The sequence below is a fragment of the Bradyrhizobium vignae genome (assembly GCF_900324035.1).
Taxonomy (GTDB): domain Bacteria; phylum Pseudomonadota; class Alphaproteobacteria; order Rhizobiales; family Xanthobacteraceae; genus Bradyrhizobium; species Bradyrhizobium vignae.
In genome coordinates, this window is sequence record NZ_LS398110.1 from 6022144 (window position 1) to 6040470 (window position 18327).

At 65.7% G+C, this 18327-nt stretch carries 14 protein-coding genes and 1 pseudogene; 7 read left to right on the forward strand and 8 right to left on the reverse strand.

Annotation, left to right across the window (positions count from 1 at the left end):
• Positions 1-27 precede the first annotated feature (27 nt).
• The 3 genes from BRAD3257_RS29370 to BRAD3257_RS29380 all read left to right on the forward strand — a co-directional run bounded on the left by BRAD3257_RS29370 (position 28) and on the right by BRAD3257_RS29380 (position 4432).
• On the forward strand, positions 28-534 hold the full coding sequence (locus tag BRAD3257_RS29370; RefSeq protein WP_122404774.1) for a tyrosine phosphatase family protein: 507 nt from the start codon (positions 28-30) through the stop codon (positions 532-534).
• 175 nt (positions 535-709) lie between these two features.
• Positions 710-1678 carry an NUDIX hydrolase gene (locus BRAD3257_RS29375; protein WP_122404775.1) on the forward strand — a complete coding sequence of 323 codons (969 nt, stop codon included), beginning with the start codon at positions 710-712 and terminating at the stop codon, positions 1676-1678.
• Positions 1679-1729: 51 nt separating this feature from the next.
• The gene (locus BRAD3257_RS29380) at positions 1730-4432 is read left to right on the forward strand and encodes a DUF2339 domain-containing protein (protein WP_122404776.1); all 2703 of its coding nucleotides are present in this window, start codon (positions 1730-1732) and stop codon (positions 4430-4432) included.
• 27 nt (positions 4433-4459) lie between these two features.
• Here BRAD3257_RS29380 and BRAD3257_RS42300 read toward each other — a convergent pair.
• The 5 genes and pseudogenes from BRAD3257_RS42300 to BRAD3257_RS29405 all read right to left on the reverse strand — a co-directional run.
• Positions 4460-4606, reverse strand: a pseudogene (locus BRAD3257_RS42300) (methyl-accepting chemotaxis protein); the annotation flags it as partial.
• Between the two features lie 200 nt (positions 4607-4806).
• Positions 4807-5052 (reverse strand): DUF6894 family protein, encoded by a 246-nt coding sequence (locus BRAD3257_RS29390; RefSeq protein ID WP_122404778.1) that lies wholly within the window; start codon positions 5050-5052, stop codon positions 4807-4809.
• Positions 5053-5212: 160 nt separating this feature from the next.
• Positions 5213-5812: a hypothetical protein gene (locus tag BRAD3257_RS29395; protein WP_122404779.1), complete on the reverse strand. Its 600-nt coding sequence runs from the start codon at positions 5810-5812 to the stop codon at positions 5213-5215.
• Between the two features lie 113 nt (positions 5813-5925).
• On the reverse strand, positions 5926-6912 hold the full coding sequence (gene acuI / locus BRAD3257_RS29400) for an acrylyl-CoA reductase (NADPH) (protein ID WP_122404780.1): 987 nt from the start codon (positions 6910-6912) through the stop codon (positions 5926-5928).
• Positions 6913-7122: 210 nt separating this feature from the next.
• The gene (locus BRAD3257_RS29405; protein WP_122404781.1) at positions 7123-8373 is read right to left on the reverse strand and encodes an MFS transporter; all 1251 of its coding nucleotides are present in this window, start codon (positions 8371-8373) and stop codon (positions 7123-7125) included.
• A gap of 339 nt (positions 8374-8712) precedes the next feature.
• On the opposite strand from BRAD3257_RS29405, the gene nadA reads away from it, so the two are divergent.
• From nadA to nadC, 3 genes are all read left to right on the forward strand, one after another.
• The gene (nadA, locus tag BRAD3257_RS29410) at positions 8713-9819 is read left to right on the forward strand and encodes a quinolinate synthase NadA (protein WP_122404782.1); all 1107 of its coding nucleotides are present in this window, start codon (positions 8713-8715) and stop codon (positions 9817-9819) included.
• 167 nt (positions 9820-9986) lie between these two features.
• Positions 9987-11597 (forward strand): L-aspartate oxidase, encoded by a 1611-nt coding sequence (locus tag BRAD3257_RS29415; RefSeq protein WP_122404783.1) that lies wholly within the window; start codon positions 9987-9989, stop codon positions 11595-11597.
• 9 nt (positions 11598-11606) lie between these two features.
• Positions 11607-12485 (forward strand): carboxylating nicotinate-nucleotide diphosphorylase, encoded by an 879-nt coding sequence (gene nadC / locus BRAD3257_RS29420; protein WP_122404784.1) that lies wholly within the window; start codon positions 11607-11609, stop codon positions 12483-12485.
• A gap of 66 nt (positions 12486-12551) precedes the next feature.
• Here the strand turns inward: nadC and BRAD3257_RS29425 are convergent, their stop codons facing one another.
• The 3 genes from BRAD3257_RS29425 to BRAD3257_RS29435 all read right to left on the reverse strand — a co-directional run bounded on the left by BRAD3257_RS29425 (position 12552) and on the right by BRAD3257_RS29435 (position 17735).
• A complete protein-coding gene (locus BRAD3257_RS29425) occupies positions 12552-14000 on the reverse strand; it encodes a cell wall hydrolase (protein ID WP_162500399.1) in 1449 nt (482 codons plus the stop codon).
• Positions 14001-14543: 543 nt separating this feature from the next.
• Positions 14544-17483, reverse strand: a complete 2940-nt coding sequence (gene ppdK, locus BRAD3257_RS29430) for a pyruvate, phosphate dikinase (RefSeq protein WP_162500400.1) — start codon at positions 17481-17483, stop codon at positions 14544-14546.
• Positions 17484-17579: 96 nt separating this feature from the next.
• Positions 17580-17735: a DUF3096 domain-containing protein gene (locus BRAD3257_RS29435; RefSeq protein WP_008562090.1), complete on the reverse strand. Its 156-nt coding sequence runs from the start codon at positions 17733-17735 to the stop codon at positions 17580-17582.
• Between the two features lie 226 nt (positions 17736-17961).
• On the opposite strand from BRAD3257_RS29435, the gene BRAD3257_RS29440 reads away from it, so the two are divergent.
• Positions 17962-18315 (forward strand): DUF1236 domain-containing protein, encoded by a 354-nt coding sequence (locus tag BRAD3257_RS29440; protein ID WP_122404787.1) that lies wholly within the window; start codon positions 17962-17964, stop codon positions 18313-18315.
• Positions 18316-18327: the final 12 nt, after the last annotated feature.

An 18327-nucleotide genomic window follows, 5' to 3' on the forward strand; every position in this document is an offset into this window, starting at 1 on the left:
CTATAATCGCCGGCAAAAAGGTCCGCCATGATCCATGTCTGTTCCCTCGCCGCGCTTCCCGAGACTGTCCGCACCACAGGCGCCAGCCATGTGCTGACCGTGATGGCCAATGTCGAGCAGGTCGCGCGCCCGGTGTCGGTGCTCCCCGCCAACCACCTCAAAGTGTCGATGGACGACATCACCGAGGAGATGGACGGCTTCATCGCGCCATCGGAGACGCATATCGAGCAAGTGCTGAACTTCGTGCGCGGCTGGGACCGCAGCGCGCCGCTGGTGGTGCATTGCTATGCCGGCATCAGCCGCTCCACCGCGAGCGCGTTTGCGGCCGTGTGCGCGCTCAATCCCAATCGCGACGAGATCGAGATCGCCAGGAAGATCCGCGCGGCCTCGCCGATCGCCTCACCCAACCGGCGCATCGTCAGCCTCGCCGATCGTGCACTCGGGCGCAACGGCCGCATGCTGCGCGCGCTCGACGAGATGGGCCCCGCTGCGATGATGGTGGAGGGACGCCCCTTCGTGATCGAGCTCGAATGAGGCGGGAGTCGAATAGCAGCCGCAACGGAACTGCGCGCGTTCTGATGCGCAGATGCATCCACATCGTCATGGCCGGGCTTGTCCCGGCCATCCACGAGCTTTCCCGCGGCCCGAAGAACGTCGATGCCCGGGACAAGCCAGGGCATGACGTGGCAACACCTGCAAGCCTAACCGCATGAGCGACACGCAGCTGACGCCGATCGAGATTGGCCTCACCGCCGCGATCGTCGCGATCGAGGATCACGAGCCGCTGATCCTCACCGCGCGCGGTGCTGACGGGCTTGCCGGCCTGCCGTTCGGTCCGTTCGACGCAGTGAGCCATCGCACCTTCGAGATGGGCCTGCGCGCCTGGGTCGAGCAACAGGCGGGCCTGCGGCTCGGCTATGTCGAGCAGCTCTACACCTTCGGCGACCGCGGCCGTCATGCCGAAGCCGGGGACACCGGCGCGCACATGGTGTCGATCGGCTATCTCGCGCTGACGCGCCCCGTGGACGGCGAACTCGCAGCAAACGCGGCGAGCTTCGCGCCATGGTACCGCTTCTTCCCCTGGGAAGACTGGCGCGAGCAGCCGCCAGAGATCATCGCCCGCGACATCATCCCGGCGCTGACCAAGTGGGCCGAGGAGGAGACGCCGGAGACGACACGCGCGCTGCCGAGGAAGGACCGCGTGAGGTTCTATTTCGGTCTCGACGGCGCGCCTTGGGACGAGGAGCGCGTGCTCGACCGCTACGAGCTCTTGTACGAGGCCGGGTTGATCGAGGAGGCGCGGCGGGACGGCCGTCCTGCGGCATTAGCGCGCAAGTCGCTTCCTCCGCTCGGGACCTCGATGCGGTTCGACCACCGCCGGATTCTCGCCACGGCGATCGCTCGGCTGCGTGCAAAACTGAAGTATCGTCCTGTCGTCTTTGAACTTTTGCCAGCTGAATTCACACTTACCGAATTGCAACACACGGTGGAGGCGATCTCCGGCCGGCATCTGCACAAGCAGAATTTCCGCCGCCTGGTCGAAATGGAAGCCTTGGTCGAACCGACCGGGGTGATGTCGACACAGACGGGCGGACGGCCGGCGGCGCTCTACCGCTTCCGCCGCGAGGTGCTCCAGGAGCGGCCCGCACCAGGCTTGCGCGTACGCTCCCGGCGCTAGATCCTGATATTTGTGGTACCGGCCCCTGCCCGCCGGTTACCTGGAGGCTTCATGTTCGACGGCCCGTTCGACGTCTTGGCGCTGATCATTGCGATCATCGCCTTCCTGATCGCGATCAAGGCGTCCAGCCAGGCGACCGAGCTGCGCCGCCGGCTGAACTTGCTCGAAGAGAAGTTTCACGCGCTGCGGCCTGTGCAACCGCCGCCGCTGATGCCTGCGCAGGTGCAGGCTGAAGCGCCCGCGACGACCACAGCCGCTGAGCCGCCGCCGCTTGCGCCGGAAGCCGAAACGGCACCGCCTGCGCCCATCACCGAAGATGTATCACCGCCTCCGCTTGAACCGGGCACGGGCGCCGACGCGCCGCCTCGCGTAACGGAAGCGGCGCCAGGGTTCGAGGAACGCCTCGGCACCCGCTGGGTGGTGTGGATCGGCGGACTTGCGCTCGCGCTCGGCGGCTTCTTCATGGTGCGCTATTCGATCGAGGCCGGGCTCCTCGGCCCCGGCGTGCGCGTGCTCCTCGGCGGCCTGTTCGCGGCTGCATTGCTGGGCGCCGGCGAATGGACGCGGCGCAAGGAGAGCATCTCCACCGTCCAGGCGCTGCCGATCGCCAATATCCCCGCGATCCTCACCGCAGCCGGCACGGCAGTGGCGTTCGCGACCATCTACGCGGCCTACGCGCTCTACGGCTTGCTCGTGCCGGCGACGGCCTTCGTGTTGCTCGGCATCGTTGCGATGGCCACGCTGGCCGCAGCGCTGCTGCATGGGCCCGCGCTGGCCGGCCTTGGCGTGGTCGGCGCCTTCGTGACGCCGATCCTCGTCTCCAGCGGCAAGCCGGATTATTGGGCGCTCTATATTTATCTTGCGATTGTGACCGCCGCGAGTTTTGGTCTCGCCCGCATCCGGCTCTGGCGCTGGCTTGCGGTCACGACCATTGCCTTCGCTGTGCTCTGGATCTTCCCGGGTCTCGATACGGAAGAGTTACAGGTCGCGCCACACGCCTTCCATGTGATCGCGGGCTTCGTACTCGCCGCACTGCTCGTGGTGTGTGGCTTCATGTTCGGACCCAGCTTCGAGGACGGCGAGATCGAGCCGGTCTCGTCGGGCGCGTTCGGCGCTTATCTGTTCGCTGCGATGCTGGTCGTGCTATCGAGCGCACATGCGGATCTCGCGCTGATCGCCTTCACGCTTCTCGTCGCGGGCACGCTGTTCGTCGCCTGGCGTGCGCCAGCGGCCACGGGCGCCCTCGGCGCCGCCGCGGCGACCGTCTTCATCGTGTTCGCCGAATGGGCGGTGCGCGCCAATCCCGACATGCTGGTGCTGCCGGGCGGCGCCATGCCCGGCATCGGACCGACCGCGATCGACAGCGCGGTGACGCTGCATCTGGTGGCGGCCGCGATCTTCGCCGCCGGCTTCGGCATCGCCGGCTTCCTGGCGCAAGGCCGCTCGAACTCGGCGATCATTCCGGTCGTGTGGTCCGCATCTGCAGTCGCGACGCCGATTGCGATCCTGGTGGCGCTCTACGCGCGTATCGCTCATCTCGACCGCTCGATCCCGTTTGCAATTCTCGCGGTACTGCTCGCCGCTGCCTTCGGCGCGGCGACCGAAGCGCTCACGCGCCGCGAGACCCGCCCGGGTATCGCGATCTCCACGGCCCTGTTCGCGACCGGCACGCTCGGCGCAATGGCGCTGGCGCTGACCTTCGCGCTGGAGAAGGGCTGGCTGACGATCGCACTGGCGCTGATGTCGCTCGGCACCGCCTGGATCTCGTTGCAGCGGCCGATTCCGTTCCTGCGCTGGCTCGCCGCCATCTTCGCCGGCCTCGTCACCGCGCGCATCGCCTACGATCCCCGCATCGTCGGCGATGCCGTCGGCACCACGCCAATCTTCAATTGGCTGCTGTGGGGCTACGGCCTGCCGGCGGCATCGTTCTGGGCCGCGAGCATCTTCCTGCGCCGCCGCGCCGACGATGCGCCGCTGCGCATGGTCGAGACCGCCGCCATCCTGTTCACTGCACTGCTTGCTTTCATGGAGATCCGGCACTTTGCGACCGGTGGCCGCATGATGGTGGCGCCCTCGCTGCTCGAGTTCGCGCTGCAAGCCTGCGTCACGCTGGCGATGGCGATCGGGCTGGAGCGCCTGCGGCTGCGCAGCCGCAGCATCGTGCACAATGTCGGCGCGGTCGTGCTGACGGCGATCGCCGGACTCGTCAGCGTGTTCGGCCTCTTGATCCTTGAAAATCCGCTGCTGTGGCGCACCGACGTCGGCGGCGCGGTGTTCAATCTGCTGCTGCTCGGCTACGCGCTGCCGGCGGTGCTGCTGCTGCTGCTGTCCTATGCCGTGGTAGAACAGCGTGGCAAGGTCTACGCCAATACGATTGCTGGTTGCGCGCTCGTGTTCGCGCTCGCTTATGTCACGCTGGAGATCCGCCGCTTCTATCACGGCCCGATCCTGTCTACCGGACCGACCACGGGTGCCGAGCAATACACCTATTCGATCGGCTGGCTCGCTTTCGGCGTGGTGCTGCTCGGCGTCGGCATCCTCGTCAATTCGGAACGGGCGCGGCTGGCATCGGCCGCGGTCATTGCGCTGACGATCCTGAAGGCCTTCGTCATCGATATGTCGACGCTGACCGGCGTCTATCGTGCGCTTTCGTTCATGTGCCTCGGCGTCGTGCTGGTCGCGATCGGCTGGCTCTACCAGCGCATCCTGTTCCGGCGACAGGTCGCACCGCCGGCTCCGCAGACGGGATCGTAAACGTCAGGCGAGATGCTCACCTCTTCACGCGGTCTGCTCGGCCAGTGCCTTGACTTCGGAGGCGACGACGGCAAAGCCGCGGCCGGCTTCGCCTGCGCCCGCCGCCTCGATCGTCGCGTTCAGCGCGAGGAGGTTGGTCTGGCCCGCGATGGTGTTGATGAGCTCGACGACGTGCACCTGTGCCGACGCAGCTCCGGTCTCGCCGGCGCCGCGCTGGATTTCGCTGATGTTCGCCGAGACTTCGGAGGTGCCTTGCGCGGCGTGCTGGATGTTGCGAGAGATCTCCTGAGTCGCCGCCCCCTGCTCCTCCACGGCCGCGGTGCGCGAAGGGAAATGATCTCGTCATCGTTGTAAATTGCAGCTTCAAGTCGGATCTAGGATGCCTTGCATCCGACCGCCTCACCGACGAGGCTGATTCGAAAGACCGGCTTCTTGTTCTCGTCGAGCAGCTCCATGCACCACGCGGCGTTCGGCTTCAGGCTGCGCGCGATGCCGCCGAGCAGATTGGCGCACACCTCGGTCATCTCGGTCCAGGCGGCTGCGCGATCCTCGAACTCGTACGGCAGGTCGGCGGCGCCGGAATAGCGGCCGGTGCTGATGCGGAAGAAATAGAGCGACATCGTTGAACCCTTGCGTGGGACCGCCCCCCGGCCGCACGCAAACTGAAGCGCGAAGAGCTACCAACGCATGAAGGCCGCCGTCCGTATGACTACGGCACGGCGGCTTCGTCGATGGACGTCTTCGACGACAAAGTGCGCGGATTGTTCCGCGCAGGCCAGCTCACTGGGTCGACCGACGCAGCTCCAGCGGGCCCTCGTTCTTCGCTGGCTCGGACTTGGCTTCGGACCTCACCGGCTCGAGCCGGCTGCTCTCGACACGCGGCGTCTCGACGCGTGCGGCGACTTCGGTGTTCGAGGCGGCGACCGAGCCGGTGTGCTCTGCGGAGCGCAGCGAGCGTGGCCGCGCCGCAGCCCGCGCCATCAGCATCTGATTGCCGCCCTGGTGATGGAAGTCGCAATAGGCGAAGCCCATGCCCGACACCGAGCCGCGGAAGCTGCGCTCGTCGGTCTTTTCCAGGTTGAAGCAGGGCTCGAACGGTATGCCCTTGATCGAGGCGCAGACGTTCTGGCCGCGGATTTGGAGGGTATTGCCGGGGAGTCGGAGATGCTTCACCGGGCCTGAGCCCGAGAACTGCACTGCACCGGCGGCGCCGAGATCGTCGAGGATGCGGCCTGCACCGCGGGTGCCGTCGAAACAGGTGAAGGCAAACACCTTGCCGGCCACGAAGCGGCGCGCCTCGTCGGCGTTCATGCTTCCGGCAATGGCCGGCGCGAACGTCGCTGCCGCCGTGACAGCCCCCAACACAATACGCGCAAGCATGCTCAACTCCGAACCAACCCCCGCAGCGGGCGATGCCTTATCTCTTTACCCGCTGCTTACCATACTAACCAAGGCAACATTGAAGCAGCTTGGTTGGTAAAGTCTGAACGCCGTTAGACAATTTTTACCACGACGCGGCCGCGGACCTGGCCGGCGAGGATTTTGGCGCCCCATCCGGGGACCTCGTCGAGCGAAATTTCCTGAGTGATTTCAGAGAGTTTCGTCCGATCCAGATCGGAGGCCAAACGCTGCCAGGCGGCTTTCCTGGGCGGAAGCGGGCACATCACGGAATCGATGCCGAGAAGGCACACTCCGCGCAAAATGAAAGGCGCGACAGAGGACGGCAGGTCCATGCCCGCCGCCAGGCCACAGGCGGCGATCGCGCCACCGTATTTCGTCATCGACAGGAGATTCGCCAGCGTGGTCGAGCCGACGCTGTCGACACCGCCGGCCCAGCGCTCCTTGGCGAGGGGTTTTGCCGGTGCCGACAATTCGTTGCGGTCGATGACCTCGGCAGCACCGAGGTGCTTGAGGTAGTCGGCTTCGGCCGCGCGGCCGGTCGAGGCGATGACGTGGTAGCCCAGCTTGGACAACACGGCGGTGGCGACCGAGCCGACGCCGCCGGCCGCGCCCGTTACCACCACGGGGCCGCTCTTTGGCGAGAGACCGTGCTTCTCCAGCGCCAGCACCGAGAGCATCGCGGTGAAGCCGGCGGTGCCGATCGCCATGGCGTCGCGCGCCGACAGGCCCTGCGGCAAGGCGACCAGCCAGTCGCCCTTCACCCGCGCCTTCTCGGCATAAGCGCCGAGATGGGTCTCGCCCATGCCCCAGCCGGTGCAGACGACCTTGTCGCCCGCCTTCCACTGCGGATGCGAGGACGCTTCGACCGTGCCGGCAAAGTCGATGCCGGCGATCATGGGGAAGCGGCGCACCACCGGCGCCTTGCCGGTCAGTGCAAGGCCATCCTTGTAGTTCAACGTCGACCATTCGACGCGGACCGTGACGTCGCCCTCCATCAGTTCGGCTTCGTCGAACTGCGCGAGCTGCGCGGTGGTGCCCTTGTCCGCCTTGTCGATCCGGATCGCCTTGAATGTGGCCACGATTACGCTCCCTGACTTTGTTTGTCGGGATTGTTTAACCGATCAGGCCGGCTGCGCAACTGGCGCTCCAATTCCGAAGTTCGCAAACCTCGTCGGCGCCACGCGAGCGAACTTCGGAATTAAGAGGAGCGCCAGCAAACACATTATATCCTAGTGCCGGTTATCGATTTGAAGTTCCTGAACGATTTCGCGGCTTGCTCTGCAGGAACTTCAAATCGCCGGCACTAGCCGTGCGACGGGTTTCTCCACGATCGGAAGGTTGATCAGCGCCGAGAGCACGCCGAACAGGATCGAGAGCCACCAGATCGGCGTGTAGGAACCGAAGCGCTCGAACACGATGCCCCCGAGCCAGACGCCGAGGAAGCCGCCGACCTGATGGCTGACGAAGGCAAAGCCGTAGAGCGTCGCAAGCCAGCGCGTACCGAACATCAGCGCCACCAGCGCGGAGGTCGGCGGCACCGTCGACAGCCAGGTCAAGCCGGAAATCGCGCCGAATGCGATTGCCGAGAACGGTGTGATCGGGAACGAGATGAAGGCGAGCGTCGCAAGCGCGCGCGTGAAGTAGATGGCCGAGAGGATGTAGCGCTTGGGCAGATAGTTTTGCAGATAGCCGACGCTGAGCGAGCCGATGATGTTGAACAGGCCGATCGCGGCGATCACCCAGCCGCCGGTTTGCGTCGAGACACCGCGGTCGACCAGAAAGGCCGGCAGATGCACGGTGATGAAGGCGAGCTGGAAGCCGCAGGTGAAGAAGCCGAGCACCAGGAGCACGTAGGAGCGGTGGCCGAAGGCTTCGGCCAGCGCCCTGGTGAAGGTCTGCTCATCCGCCGGCGTCGCGTTTGCCGTATTCGCGACCGGAGGCGTCGAGAGCGCCAGCGACAGCGGAATGATCAGCAGCATCAGGAAGCCGAATACGGAGAGCGCCTGCTGCCAGCCGAAATTATCGATCAACGCAACGCCGATCGGCGCGAACAGGAACTGCCCGAACGATCCCGCCGCCGTGCCGGCACCGAGGGCAAGGCCGCGCTTCTCGGCCGGCAAGAGCTTGCTGAACGCCGACAGCACGAGATTGAACGAGCAGCCGGCGAGGCCAAAGCCGACCATCACGCCGGCGCCGATGTCGAGCGACAGCGGCGTCGAGGAGTAGCGCATCAAGAGCAGGCCGCCGGCATAGAGCAAAGCGCCGACGCACATCACCCGGAACAGGCCGAAGCGATCCGCGACCGCACCGGCGAACGGCTGGCCCAGCCCCCACAACAGATTCTGCACGGCGATGGCGAGGCCAAACACGTCGCGGCCCCAGCTGAATTCGTGGCTCATCGGCTGCACGAAGAAGCCGAGCGCCGAGCGTGGTCCGAAGCCGAGCATGCCGATCGCGCAACCGCAAAGGATGATGACGGCCGGGCTACGCCAGTTGGAGGAACGTGAGGCCGGAGCGAGCTCGCCGATCTGTGTCGACATGGTTGTCCTCGTCTGTCATTCGCGGATCCGCAACTCAGCAGCCGCGGGAGAGCCCGTTTAATGCATCTGCATGAAAATCCCAAGTCAAAAACGGTTGCATTCCACGAGGAGCTGACGCGGGAGCATTGCGTTTCAATGCGCCCTCGCCTGGCGCATCAGCCGCGAATTGACGGGAATGTGTGCGGCAGGACCTAGCGGCACGCGGCGGCGCGTGCTATCTTGGATTTACTCATATTGAGCATATTAGGTCCCAACGACGTTTGACCGGCCTCTCGGCCGGATTTCTCGGACCCCATATATTCTCAATATGAGCATAACAACCATGCTTGGGAGGCTTCAATGCCGATCACTGGAATTTACGGTCCCGACGACTTTGCCAACCGGCCGCAGGGCCAGCCCGACACCTCCCGCCGCGCGGCGCCCGTGCCCGCGGGATCGACATTGCCGATGCCCTCGCTGGAATGGACACCGGCGGTCGAACGCGCCACCGCGCCGCTCTACGACCGCGTGAAGCACGTGATCCCGCCGATCGAATGGCCGCTGATGGCACCGACGATTCACGCGATCAACGAGCTGAAGCGCGCGCGGGGCGCGGTCATCCTCGCCCACAACTACCAAGCCCCGGAGATCTTCCACTGCGTCGCCGATATCGGCGGCGACTCGCTCCAGCTCGCGGTCGAAGCCACCAAGGTGAAGGCCGACGTCATCGTCCAGTGCGGCGTGCACTTCATGGCGGAGACCTCGAAGCTGCTCAATCCGGACAAGACCGTCTTGATCCCGGATTCGCGCGCGGGCTGCTCACTTGCCGCGAGCATCACCGGTGCGGACGTGCGGCTGCTCCGCGAGAAATTTCCCGGCGTGCCCGTCGTTGCCTATGTCAACACCTCGGCAGAGGTGAAGGCGGAAGTCGATATCTGCTGCACGTCCTCGAACGCGGTGCAGGTGGTCGAGAGTCTGAACGCGCCGAGCGTGATTTTCCTGCCCGACCGATACCTCGCCACTTACGTGGCTTCGAAGACCGACGTGAAGATCATCGCCTGGAAAGGCGCCTGCGAAGTGCATGAGCGCTTCACGGGCGAGGAGCTGCGGAGCTTTCGCGAGGCCGATCCGTCCGTCCAAATCATCGCGCATCCGGAGTGCCCGCCGGACGTGCTGGCGGAAGCCGACTTCACCGGTTCGACCGCGCACATGATCAACTGGGTGCGCGCGAAGCGGCCGCGCCGGCTCGTCATGATCACCGAATGCTCGATGGCCGACAATGTGCGGGCCGAGCTGCCTGACGTCGAGATGCTCCGCCCCTGCAATCTCTGCCCACACATGAAGCGCATCACGCTCGCGAACATTCTGCAGAGCCTGTTGACGCTTCGCGAGGAGGTGACGATCGATCCCGCGCTTGCACAACGCGCGCGGCACTCGGTCGAGCGCATGATCAATCTCAGGAATTGAGACGCAGCCACAAACGCAGCTGTGGTCCCGGACAAGCGCGCAGATCCGGGCCCCATAACCACAGGAAGATGTTTGGCGAAGAACAACGAGCTTCGCCCAGCAACTTCTGGCGCGAGGTATCGGCCCCTGCTTTCGCAGGGACCACAGCGGAGTGACTGGAGAAAACCATGGCAACAAGCAACATCCACAACCTCATCCGCAGCAGCGACGACGTCGTCATCGTCGGCGGTGGCCTTGCCGGACTGTTCTGCGCGCTGAAGCTCGCGCCGCGGCCGGTGACCTTGATCTCGGCGGCACCGCTCGGACAGGGCGCATCCTCCGCATGGGCACAAGGCGGCATCGCGGCAGCAGTGGCCGAAGGCGATACGCCGGAGGCGCACGCCGCCGATACAATCGCGGTCGGCGGCGGACTTGTCGATGAAGCCGTCGCACTCGGGATCGCGCGCGAGGCTGCATCGCGCATCCATGATCTTCTCGCCTATGGTGTGCCGTTCGATCGCGATCTCGACGGCAGGCTTGCCGTCGGACGCGAAGCTGCGCATTCGGCCCGTCGCATCGTGCATGTGCGCGGCGATGGGGCGGGCGCCGCGATCATCGCGGTTCTGAGCGAGGCGGTGCGTCGCACGCCCTCGATCCGCCTGATGGAAGGTTTTGTCGCCGAGGCACTGTTGACCGAGGACGGCGCGGTCACCGGCCTCCAATTGCGCGAGGCCGGCAAGCCCGCTGCAGCCCCGGTCGTGCTCGCCTCACGTACGGTCGTGCTGGCGACCGGCGGTCTCGGCCATCTCTACGCCGTCACCACCAACCCGCCGGAAGCGGGCGGTTCGGGCCTTGCGATCGCAGCGCGCGCCGGCGCCGTGATCGCCGACCCTGAATTCGTGCAGTTCCACCCCACCGCCATCATGGTCGGCCGCGACCCGGCACCGCTCGCCACCGAAGCGCTGCGCGGCGAAGGCGCGACGCTGATCGACGGCAATGGCGAGCGATTCATGAGAGCGCGCCACCCCCTCGCCGAGCTCGCACCGCGCGATATCGTGGCCCGTGGCGTGTTCGCCGAGATCGCGGCCGGACGCGGCGCCTTCCTCGATGCGCGGCAGGCGCTGGGCGCGCGCTTCGCGACGAAGTTTCCGACCGTGCATGCGAGCTGCATCGCAGCCGGCATCGATCCCGCGACGCACCCGATTCCGATTGCGCCCGCCGCGCACTACCACATGGGCGGCATCGCCGTGGACGCGCGCGGCCGCAGCTCGATCGACGGGCTCTGGGCCGCCGGCGAAGTGTCCTCGACCGGGGCGCATGGCGCCAACCGGCTCGCCTCGAATTCGCTGCTCGAAGCCGTCGTCTATGCCGCCCGCATTGCCGACGACATCGCGGGCCGCACGGTGCCCTCGCCCGCCCGCCTACCAGAGGCATGGGTGACGCCGCGCTCTGGCACGCTGGATGCTGCAGCGGTGAAGCGGCTGCGCACGATGATGAGCGCGCATGTCGGCGTGATCCGCGACCGTGACGGGCTTGCGCAAGCGGTGCGCCACTTCGCCACGCTCGAGCACGAAGCCGGCAACGTCGCTGTCCGCAACATGGCGACATCCGCCCTGCTCGTCGCCGCTGCGGCCTGGACGCGGCACGAGAGCCGCGGTGCACATTTCCGTTCGGATCATCCGGCCGATAACTCTGCGCTGGCGCAGAGAACGATGACCACGCTCGCCGCGGCGCGCGAGGTCGCGGAGAGCCTGAACGAGCATTCGCTGCCACGCATTGCGCAATCCGTGATCGCCTGAGGAGACTCCATGATCACCCCGAGCTCACTACTCAATTCCGATGCCTTTCTCTCTCCGCTCGCGACCGATGCGGCCGTCCAGCGCGCGCTCGACGAGGACCTCGGCCGCGCCGGCGACATCACCTCGCTTGCGACGATTCCGGAAACGACCAGGGCACAAGCGATCCTCGTCGCGCGCCAGTCCGGCGTGATCGCCGGGCTGCCGCTGGCGCTCGCAACCTTGCAGAAGCTGTCGCCTGACATCGAGGTGCGCGCAGATGTCCGCGATGCCGCGCGGGTCGCTCGCGGCCAGCATGTGCTGACGATCTCGGGTCCCGCGCGCGCCATTCTCACGGCGGAGCGGACCGCGCTGAACTTCGTCGGCCGCTTGTCTGGCATAGCCACGCTCACGGCGGACTATGTCGCACGCACCGAAGGCACCAGGATGCGCATCTGCTGCACGCGAAAAACCACGCCGGGATTGCGCGCGCTGGAGAAATACGCGGTGCGCTGCGGCGGCGGCTTCAACCATCGCTTCGGGCTCGACGATGCCATCCTGATCAAGGACAACCACATCGCGGTCGCCGGCGGTATCCGTCCCGTGCTGGAGCGCGCCCGCGCTCACGCCGGCCACCTCGTCAAGATCGAGATCGAGGTGGATACGCTGGCGCAGCTGCGCGAGGTGCTGGACACTGGAATGGCTGACGCCGTGCTGCTGGACAACATGGATCTTGCGATGTTGCGCGAGGCGGTCAGGATCAACGAGGGCCGTCTCAAGCTGGAAGCGTCCGGCGGCGTCACGCTGGAGTCGATCGCGACCATCGCGGCGACTGGGGTCGATTACGCATCGGCGGGTGCGCTGACGCATTCGGCGCCGAACTTCGACTGCGCGTTGGACATCGAGGCGTGATGTGTTTGCCACGCCCCGCAAGCGGAGCATGGGAGCGCAGCTGCGCATGCGGCAGCAGGCCGTAGGCTACCGCCGCTCGCCCATTTCGGCCGAGCTCTTGGCTTCCTGCGCGAGTTCGGCCGAGAGTGCGGCGGTCTGGGCCGGGGTGCCCCAGCTTGGTTCCTCGCTGCCGTCGCCCCAGTTGCGCGGCCGATAGAAGGTGTGCACGCCGGTCTTGTACATCTTCTTCATCTCGGCGACCCAGGACGGGCGCACCCAATAGGCGTGGTAATGCGTCGACTTGCCGACCTCGGGCAGCCAGATCTGGCCATCCAGCATCGCCTTCGAGATCTTCTTGGCGCGCTCCCACATTTCGGGCTCGCGGATCACGTCCGGATTGTTGTCGCAGGCGAAGGTGAACTGGCAGGCGAAATGGCGGTACTTGTTCTGGTAGACCACGCCGCACACGGTCTCGGGATATTTGCCGGAGAACACGCGGTTCATCACCACCTGCGCCACCGCGATCTGGCCGCGCACGGCCTCGCCGCGAGATTCGAAGTAGACGGCTTCGGCGAGGCACTTCTCCGCCTTCGCGCGCGACTTGTCGTCGAGCGCGAGCCGCTCCGCCGGCGATCTGCTGCGCTGGTTGTCGACGTTGACCTCGCCCTTCGGAGCAACGCTCTCGCCGCTCTCGATGTCCTTGGCGATCTCCGCCGTCGGCGGTGTCAACGAGGCCGTCACCTTCATGTCGGGGTCGGGAGTCACGATCAGCGGCTCAGCCCCGGGCTGCCAGCTCTCAATGGTCTCGAGATTGCCGCCAAGCGAGGAGCTGCCGAAGAACAGGCTCGAGGTCTTGACGCTGAAGGGATCGCGCGCGGGCGCGACCGGCGTCGTGGCCCGCTTCAGCGCTTCCAGCGGCTGCACTGCGAACGCGGGCGCCGCATCGCTGGCCTGCGGCGGGTTGGAATATTGCGGCAGCGGCGGTGCGCGCAGCGCTTCCTGGAGCTCGGGGTCGAGCGCGGCCGCCGATTCCGGCGACATCGCCCGAGGTGATGCCGCGGTCTTGGCGCCGAACACCGAGCTGTTCGACGTCGCGGGATCTTCCTTGGCGGGCGCCGCAGCTGGCGCGACCGTCTCGGGAGATTGCGTCGGCGTGACGATTGCGAGGCGATCACCTTTCAGGGAGCGATCGACCTTGGGAAAGTCGGACGACTGGTAGCGCGCCGGCGCTTGAAGTGCAGGATTGCGGCTGATCGCGCCGGTGACGTCGCGGCCGTCGAGGCTCGCGAGCCGAACCATCGCGCTCTGCGGAGCGGAGGTGCCAATGGGGCGCGAAAAGCTGTAGGTGGCGAGCTGGATCGAGGACGCCGCGGAGAACACCTGCTTCTGCCAACGCTCGGCGACGCCGGGTTGGCGCGCCAGCAGAGAGGCAATGTCCTGATAGCCGGTCTCTCTCGGCATCAATGCGAAGATGCAGAGACCGATACCGAAGGACGCGAACCGCGCGCCCTTCGGATGGTTACGCAACACTGACATCGATACGCTCACGCTACGCTTACGCTCGTCCGATCGAACTCAGTACATCCGTGCAATTCGATCTTTATCGTCAGTAATCAATTTAGGTTGCCGGGGCGTTAATCCGCGTTGCGCGAGCGGCACACGCAAGCGAAGACAGGTGTTTTCACGGGGCGATGTGGCGCATTGGTAAATGCGGCCCCACGTGAAGCGGTAAACATCTGGTCAACGCGAATGGTGAAGGAACCCTTGCGCGCACGTATCATCACGGGACGGGGGATGGGTTCCCGGCGTTGGCGTTCGCGCAAAGCGCTTCCTCATCACCGGTATCATTCCCCGCGACCCGGCTACGCCGAGGCTTCGCCGAGGTGAAGGCCCAAAGGCGCCGTCCCACGAACTCGTCATTGCGAGCGCAGCGAAGCAAATCCAAAGTCTTTTCGTCGAGGGATTCTGGATTGCTTCGTCGCGAGGGCTCCTCGCAATGACGGTGTGGAGAGAGCGTTGCGTAGAATGAGAGAGGCGGGGTTTTGGCCCCGCCTCTCTCGCATTCAAATTGTGCGTTGCTCACGCCTGGCTCGCGATCTCCTTCCCGAGCGCGGCTTGCGCCGCGGCGAGGCGGGCGATCGGCACGCGGTAGGGCGAGCAGGAGACGTAGTCGAGACCGATATGGTGACAGAAGGCGACGGAGGCGGGATCGCCGCCGTGCTCGCCGCAGATGCCGACCTTGAGCGAGGCGCGGGTCTTGCGGCCGCGGGCGACACCGATCTTGACGAGCTCGCCGACGCCTTCCTGATCCAAAGATATGAAGGGATCGACCGAGAGGATGCCCTTCGCGACGTACGGACCGAGGAAGCTCGCCGCGTCGTCGCGGCTGATGCCGTAGGTCGTCTGCGTCAGGTCGTTGGTGCCGAACGAGAAGAACTCGGCGCTTTCCGCGATCTCCGCCGCGAGCAGACAGGCGCGCGGCAGCTCGATCATGGTGCCGACCTGATAGGCCAGCTTGGTGTTGGTTTCGCGCATCACGGCCTGCGCGGTGGCATCGATCCGCGCCTTGACGAGATCGAGCTCGGCCTTGGTCGCGATCAGCGGTACCATCACCTCGAGGCCGACGGCCTTGCCGGTACGCTTCTGCGCCTCGACCGCCGCCTCGAAGATCGCGCGCGCCTGCATCTCGGCGATCTCCGGATAGGCGATCGCGATACGGCAGCCGCGGAAGCCGAGCATCGGATTGAACTCCGAGAGCTCGCGGGCGCGGTCGGCGAGACGCCGCGGGTCGGTGTTCATGGCGCGCGCCACTTCCTCGACCTCGGCATGGGTGTGCGGCAGGAACTCGTGCAGCGGCGGGTCGAGCAGGCGGATCGTGACGGGCAGGCCCTTCATGATCTCGAACAGCTCGACGAAGTCGGCGCGCTGCATCGGCAGCAGCTTTGCGAGCGCTGCGCGGCGCGACTGCTCGTCCTCGGAGAGGATCATTTCGCGCACCGTGCGGATGCGCGTCTCTTCGAAGAACATGTGCTCGGTGCGGCAGAGGCCGATGCCTTCGGCGCCGAACTTGATCGCGGTGCGCGCGTCATCAGGCGTGTCGCCATTGACGCGGACGCCGATCTTGCGGACCTGGTCGGCCCAATTCATCAGCGTGCCGAATTCGCCGGACAGCTCCGGCTCGATCATCGGCATCCGGCCGGCGAGCACCTGGCCGAGCGAGCCGTCGATGGTGATGACATCTCCGGTCTTGAAGGTGCGCGAGCCGATGCTCATGGTGCCGCGGCCGTAATCGACACGGATGGTGCCGCAGCCGGAGACACAAGGCTTGCCCATGCCGCGCGCGACCACCGCCGCGTGCGAGGTCATGCCGCCGCGGGTGGTCAAAATGCCTTCGGCGGCATGCATGCCGTGGATGTCTTCGGGGCTGGTCTCGATGCGGACCAGAATGACCTTGCGCCCGTCGCCTTGAAGCTTGGCGGCCTCGTCCGAGGAGAACACGATCTCGCCGGAGGCAGCACCCGGGGACGCCGGCAAGCCGGTCGCGATCACGTCGCGCTTGGCGTTGGGATCGATGGTCGGATGCAGGAGCTGGTCGAGCGAAGCGGGATCGATCCGCGTCACCGCTTCCTTCTTCGAGATCAGGCCCTCATTGGCGAGCTCGACCGCGATGCGCAGCGCCGCCTTGGCGGTACGCTTGCCGCCGCGGGTCTGGAGCATCCAGAGCTTGCCCTGCTCGACCGTGAACTCCATGTCCTGCATGTCGCGGTAGTGCTTCTCGAGCAGCGTGTAGATCCGCGTCAACTCCTTGAAAGCCTCCGGCATCGCCGATTCCATCGACGCCTTGTCGGAGCCCGACTCCTTGCGCGCCTCCTCGGTGATGTCCTGCGGCGTGCGGATGCCCGCCACCACGTCCTCGCCTTGCGCGTTGATCAGGAACTCGCCGTAGAGCTTGCTCTCGCCGGTCGAGGGATTGCGGGTGAAGGCAACGCCGGTCGCCGACGTCTCGCCCATGTTGCCGAACACCATGGCCTGTACGTTGACCGCGGTGCCCCAGGATTCCGGAATGTCGTGCAGCTTGCGGTAGGTCACCGCGCGAGCGTTCATCCAGGATGAGAACACGGCGCCAATCGCGCCCCAGAGTTGGTCGTGCGGATCCTGCGGGAATTCCCTGCCGGTCTCGCGCGCGACCGCGTCCTTGTACTTACCGACCAATTCGACCCAGTCCTCGGCGGACAGATCGGTGTCGAGCGTGTAGCCCTGGCTATCCTTGAAGGTATCGAGGATTTCCTCGAAGTGATGATGCTCGAAGCCGAGCACCACGTCGGAATACATGGTGATGAAGCGGCGATAGCTGTCATAGGCGAAGCGGCGGTCGCCAGACAATTCCGCCAGCGCTTCCACGGTCTGGTCGTTGAGGCCGAGATTGAGCACGGTGTCCATCATGCCCGGCATCGAGGCGCGCGCGCCGGAACGCACCGAGACGAGCAGCGGGTTCTTGGTGTCGCCGAACACCTTGCCGGTCAACTTGCCGACATAGTCCAGCGCCTTCTCAACCTGCGGCTTCAGCTCCTTCGGATAGGTCTTATCGTGCTCGTAAAAATAGGTGCAGACCGAGGTCGGGATGGTGAAGCCGGGAGGCACCGGCAGGCCGAGATTGGCCATCTCGGCGAGGTTGGCGCCCTTGCCGCCGAGCAGGTCGCGCATCTCCGAGCGGCCCTCGGCCTTGCCGTCGCCGAACGTGTAGACCCATTTGCCGGCCTTCGCCGCGGCCGGCGCCGCCTTGGCGGGCGCTGCCTTCTTCGGTGCAGGCTTCGCAGCGACCTTCGGCGCAGCCGCCTTCCTCACGGCCTTTGCCGCCGGCTTAGCAGCGGGCTTGGCAACAGATTTGGCGACCGGCTTCGGCGCGCTCTTGGCCAGCGCCTTGCGGGCCGGCGGCGCGGCTTTCGCGACGGAGGAGGACTTTGATTTCGCTGGCATTTTCGCTGGGATTTTCTTGGGCTTCGAGGCGGCTTTGGCCATAGCTTGCACACAACCTGCGAGAGGAATGGGAAATCGCGGGCCTTACACCATTTTGGGCGCGCCCGCGCAAGTCGGACAGTTCCGAAAAGTGAACGCCTAGAAGCGCAGCCACTTCAGGAGCCCGAGCCCGATCGCGCCGTTGACGATGAGGAAGATCGCGACAATGAGATTGAGCAGCCGCGGCATGATCAGGATGAGCACGCCCGCAATCAACGACAGGATCGGCGAAATGTGGGCGACGGTGATGTGCATGAACAATCTTTCTGTGGAGGTGAGGCGAATCGCGCGCGGATCATAGCCGGCCAGGTTCCGGGAGTAGAGATGCGCAAGACGCGCCGCGAGTTCCCGGCACTCACGAAAACTGCCCGAAATTGCCGCGAATGCGGCAGGTCTTTCCCGGAACATTGGCTTAAGGCCCGCATTGGCAAGCAGTCGCGCCACTGGCGCGTCCCGCAGAATCACGTCGAAGGAGTTATCCATGCGGAACAGGATTCTTGCTCTTGCAGCGCTCGCGGCCGCGATCGGCTCGCCCCTTGCGGCGCAGGCGCAAAGCGATGTCACCATTGGACGCGCACCCGCCGTGGTCGACAGCGCCCCGACGATTGCCGTCGAACAGCGGCCGGCCTTCCGCGAATACGTCATCGAACAACGCGTGCCAGCCTTCCGCACTCCGGATCGCGTGGTGGTCGGCGCCATCCTCCCCGAGAGCGGCATCACCTATTATGACGTGCCGCAACGCTTCGGCGCCACGACCTATCGCTATACCGTCGTGAATGGCGAAACCGTGCTGGTCGAGCCGCGCTCGCGCCGCATCGTCGAGGTGCTGGACTAAAACGCTGCCGCT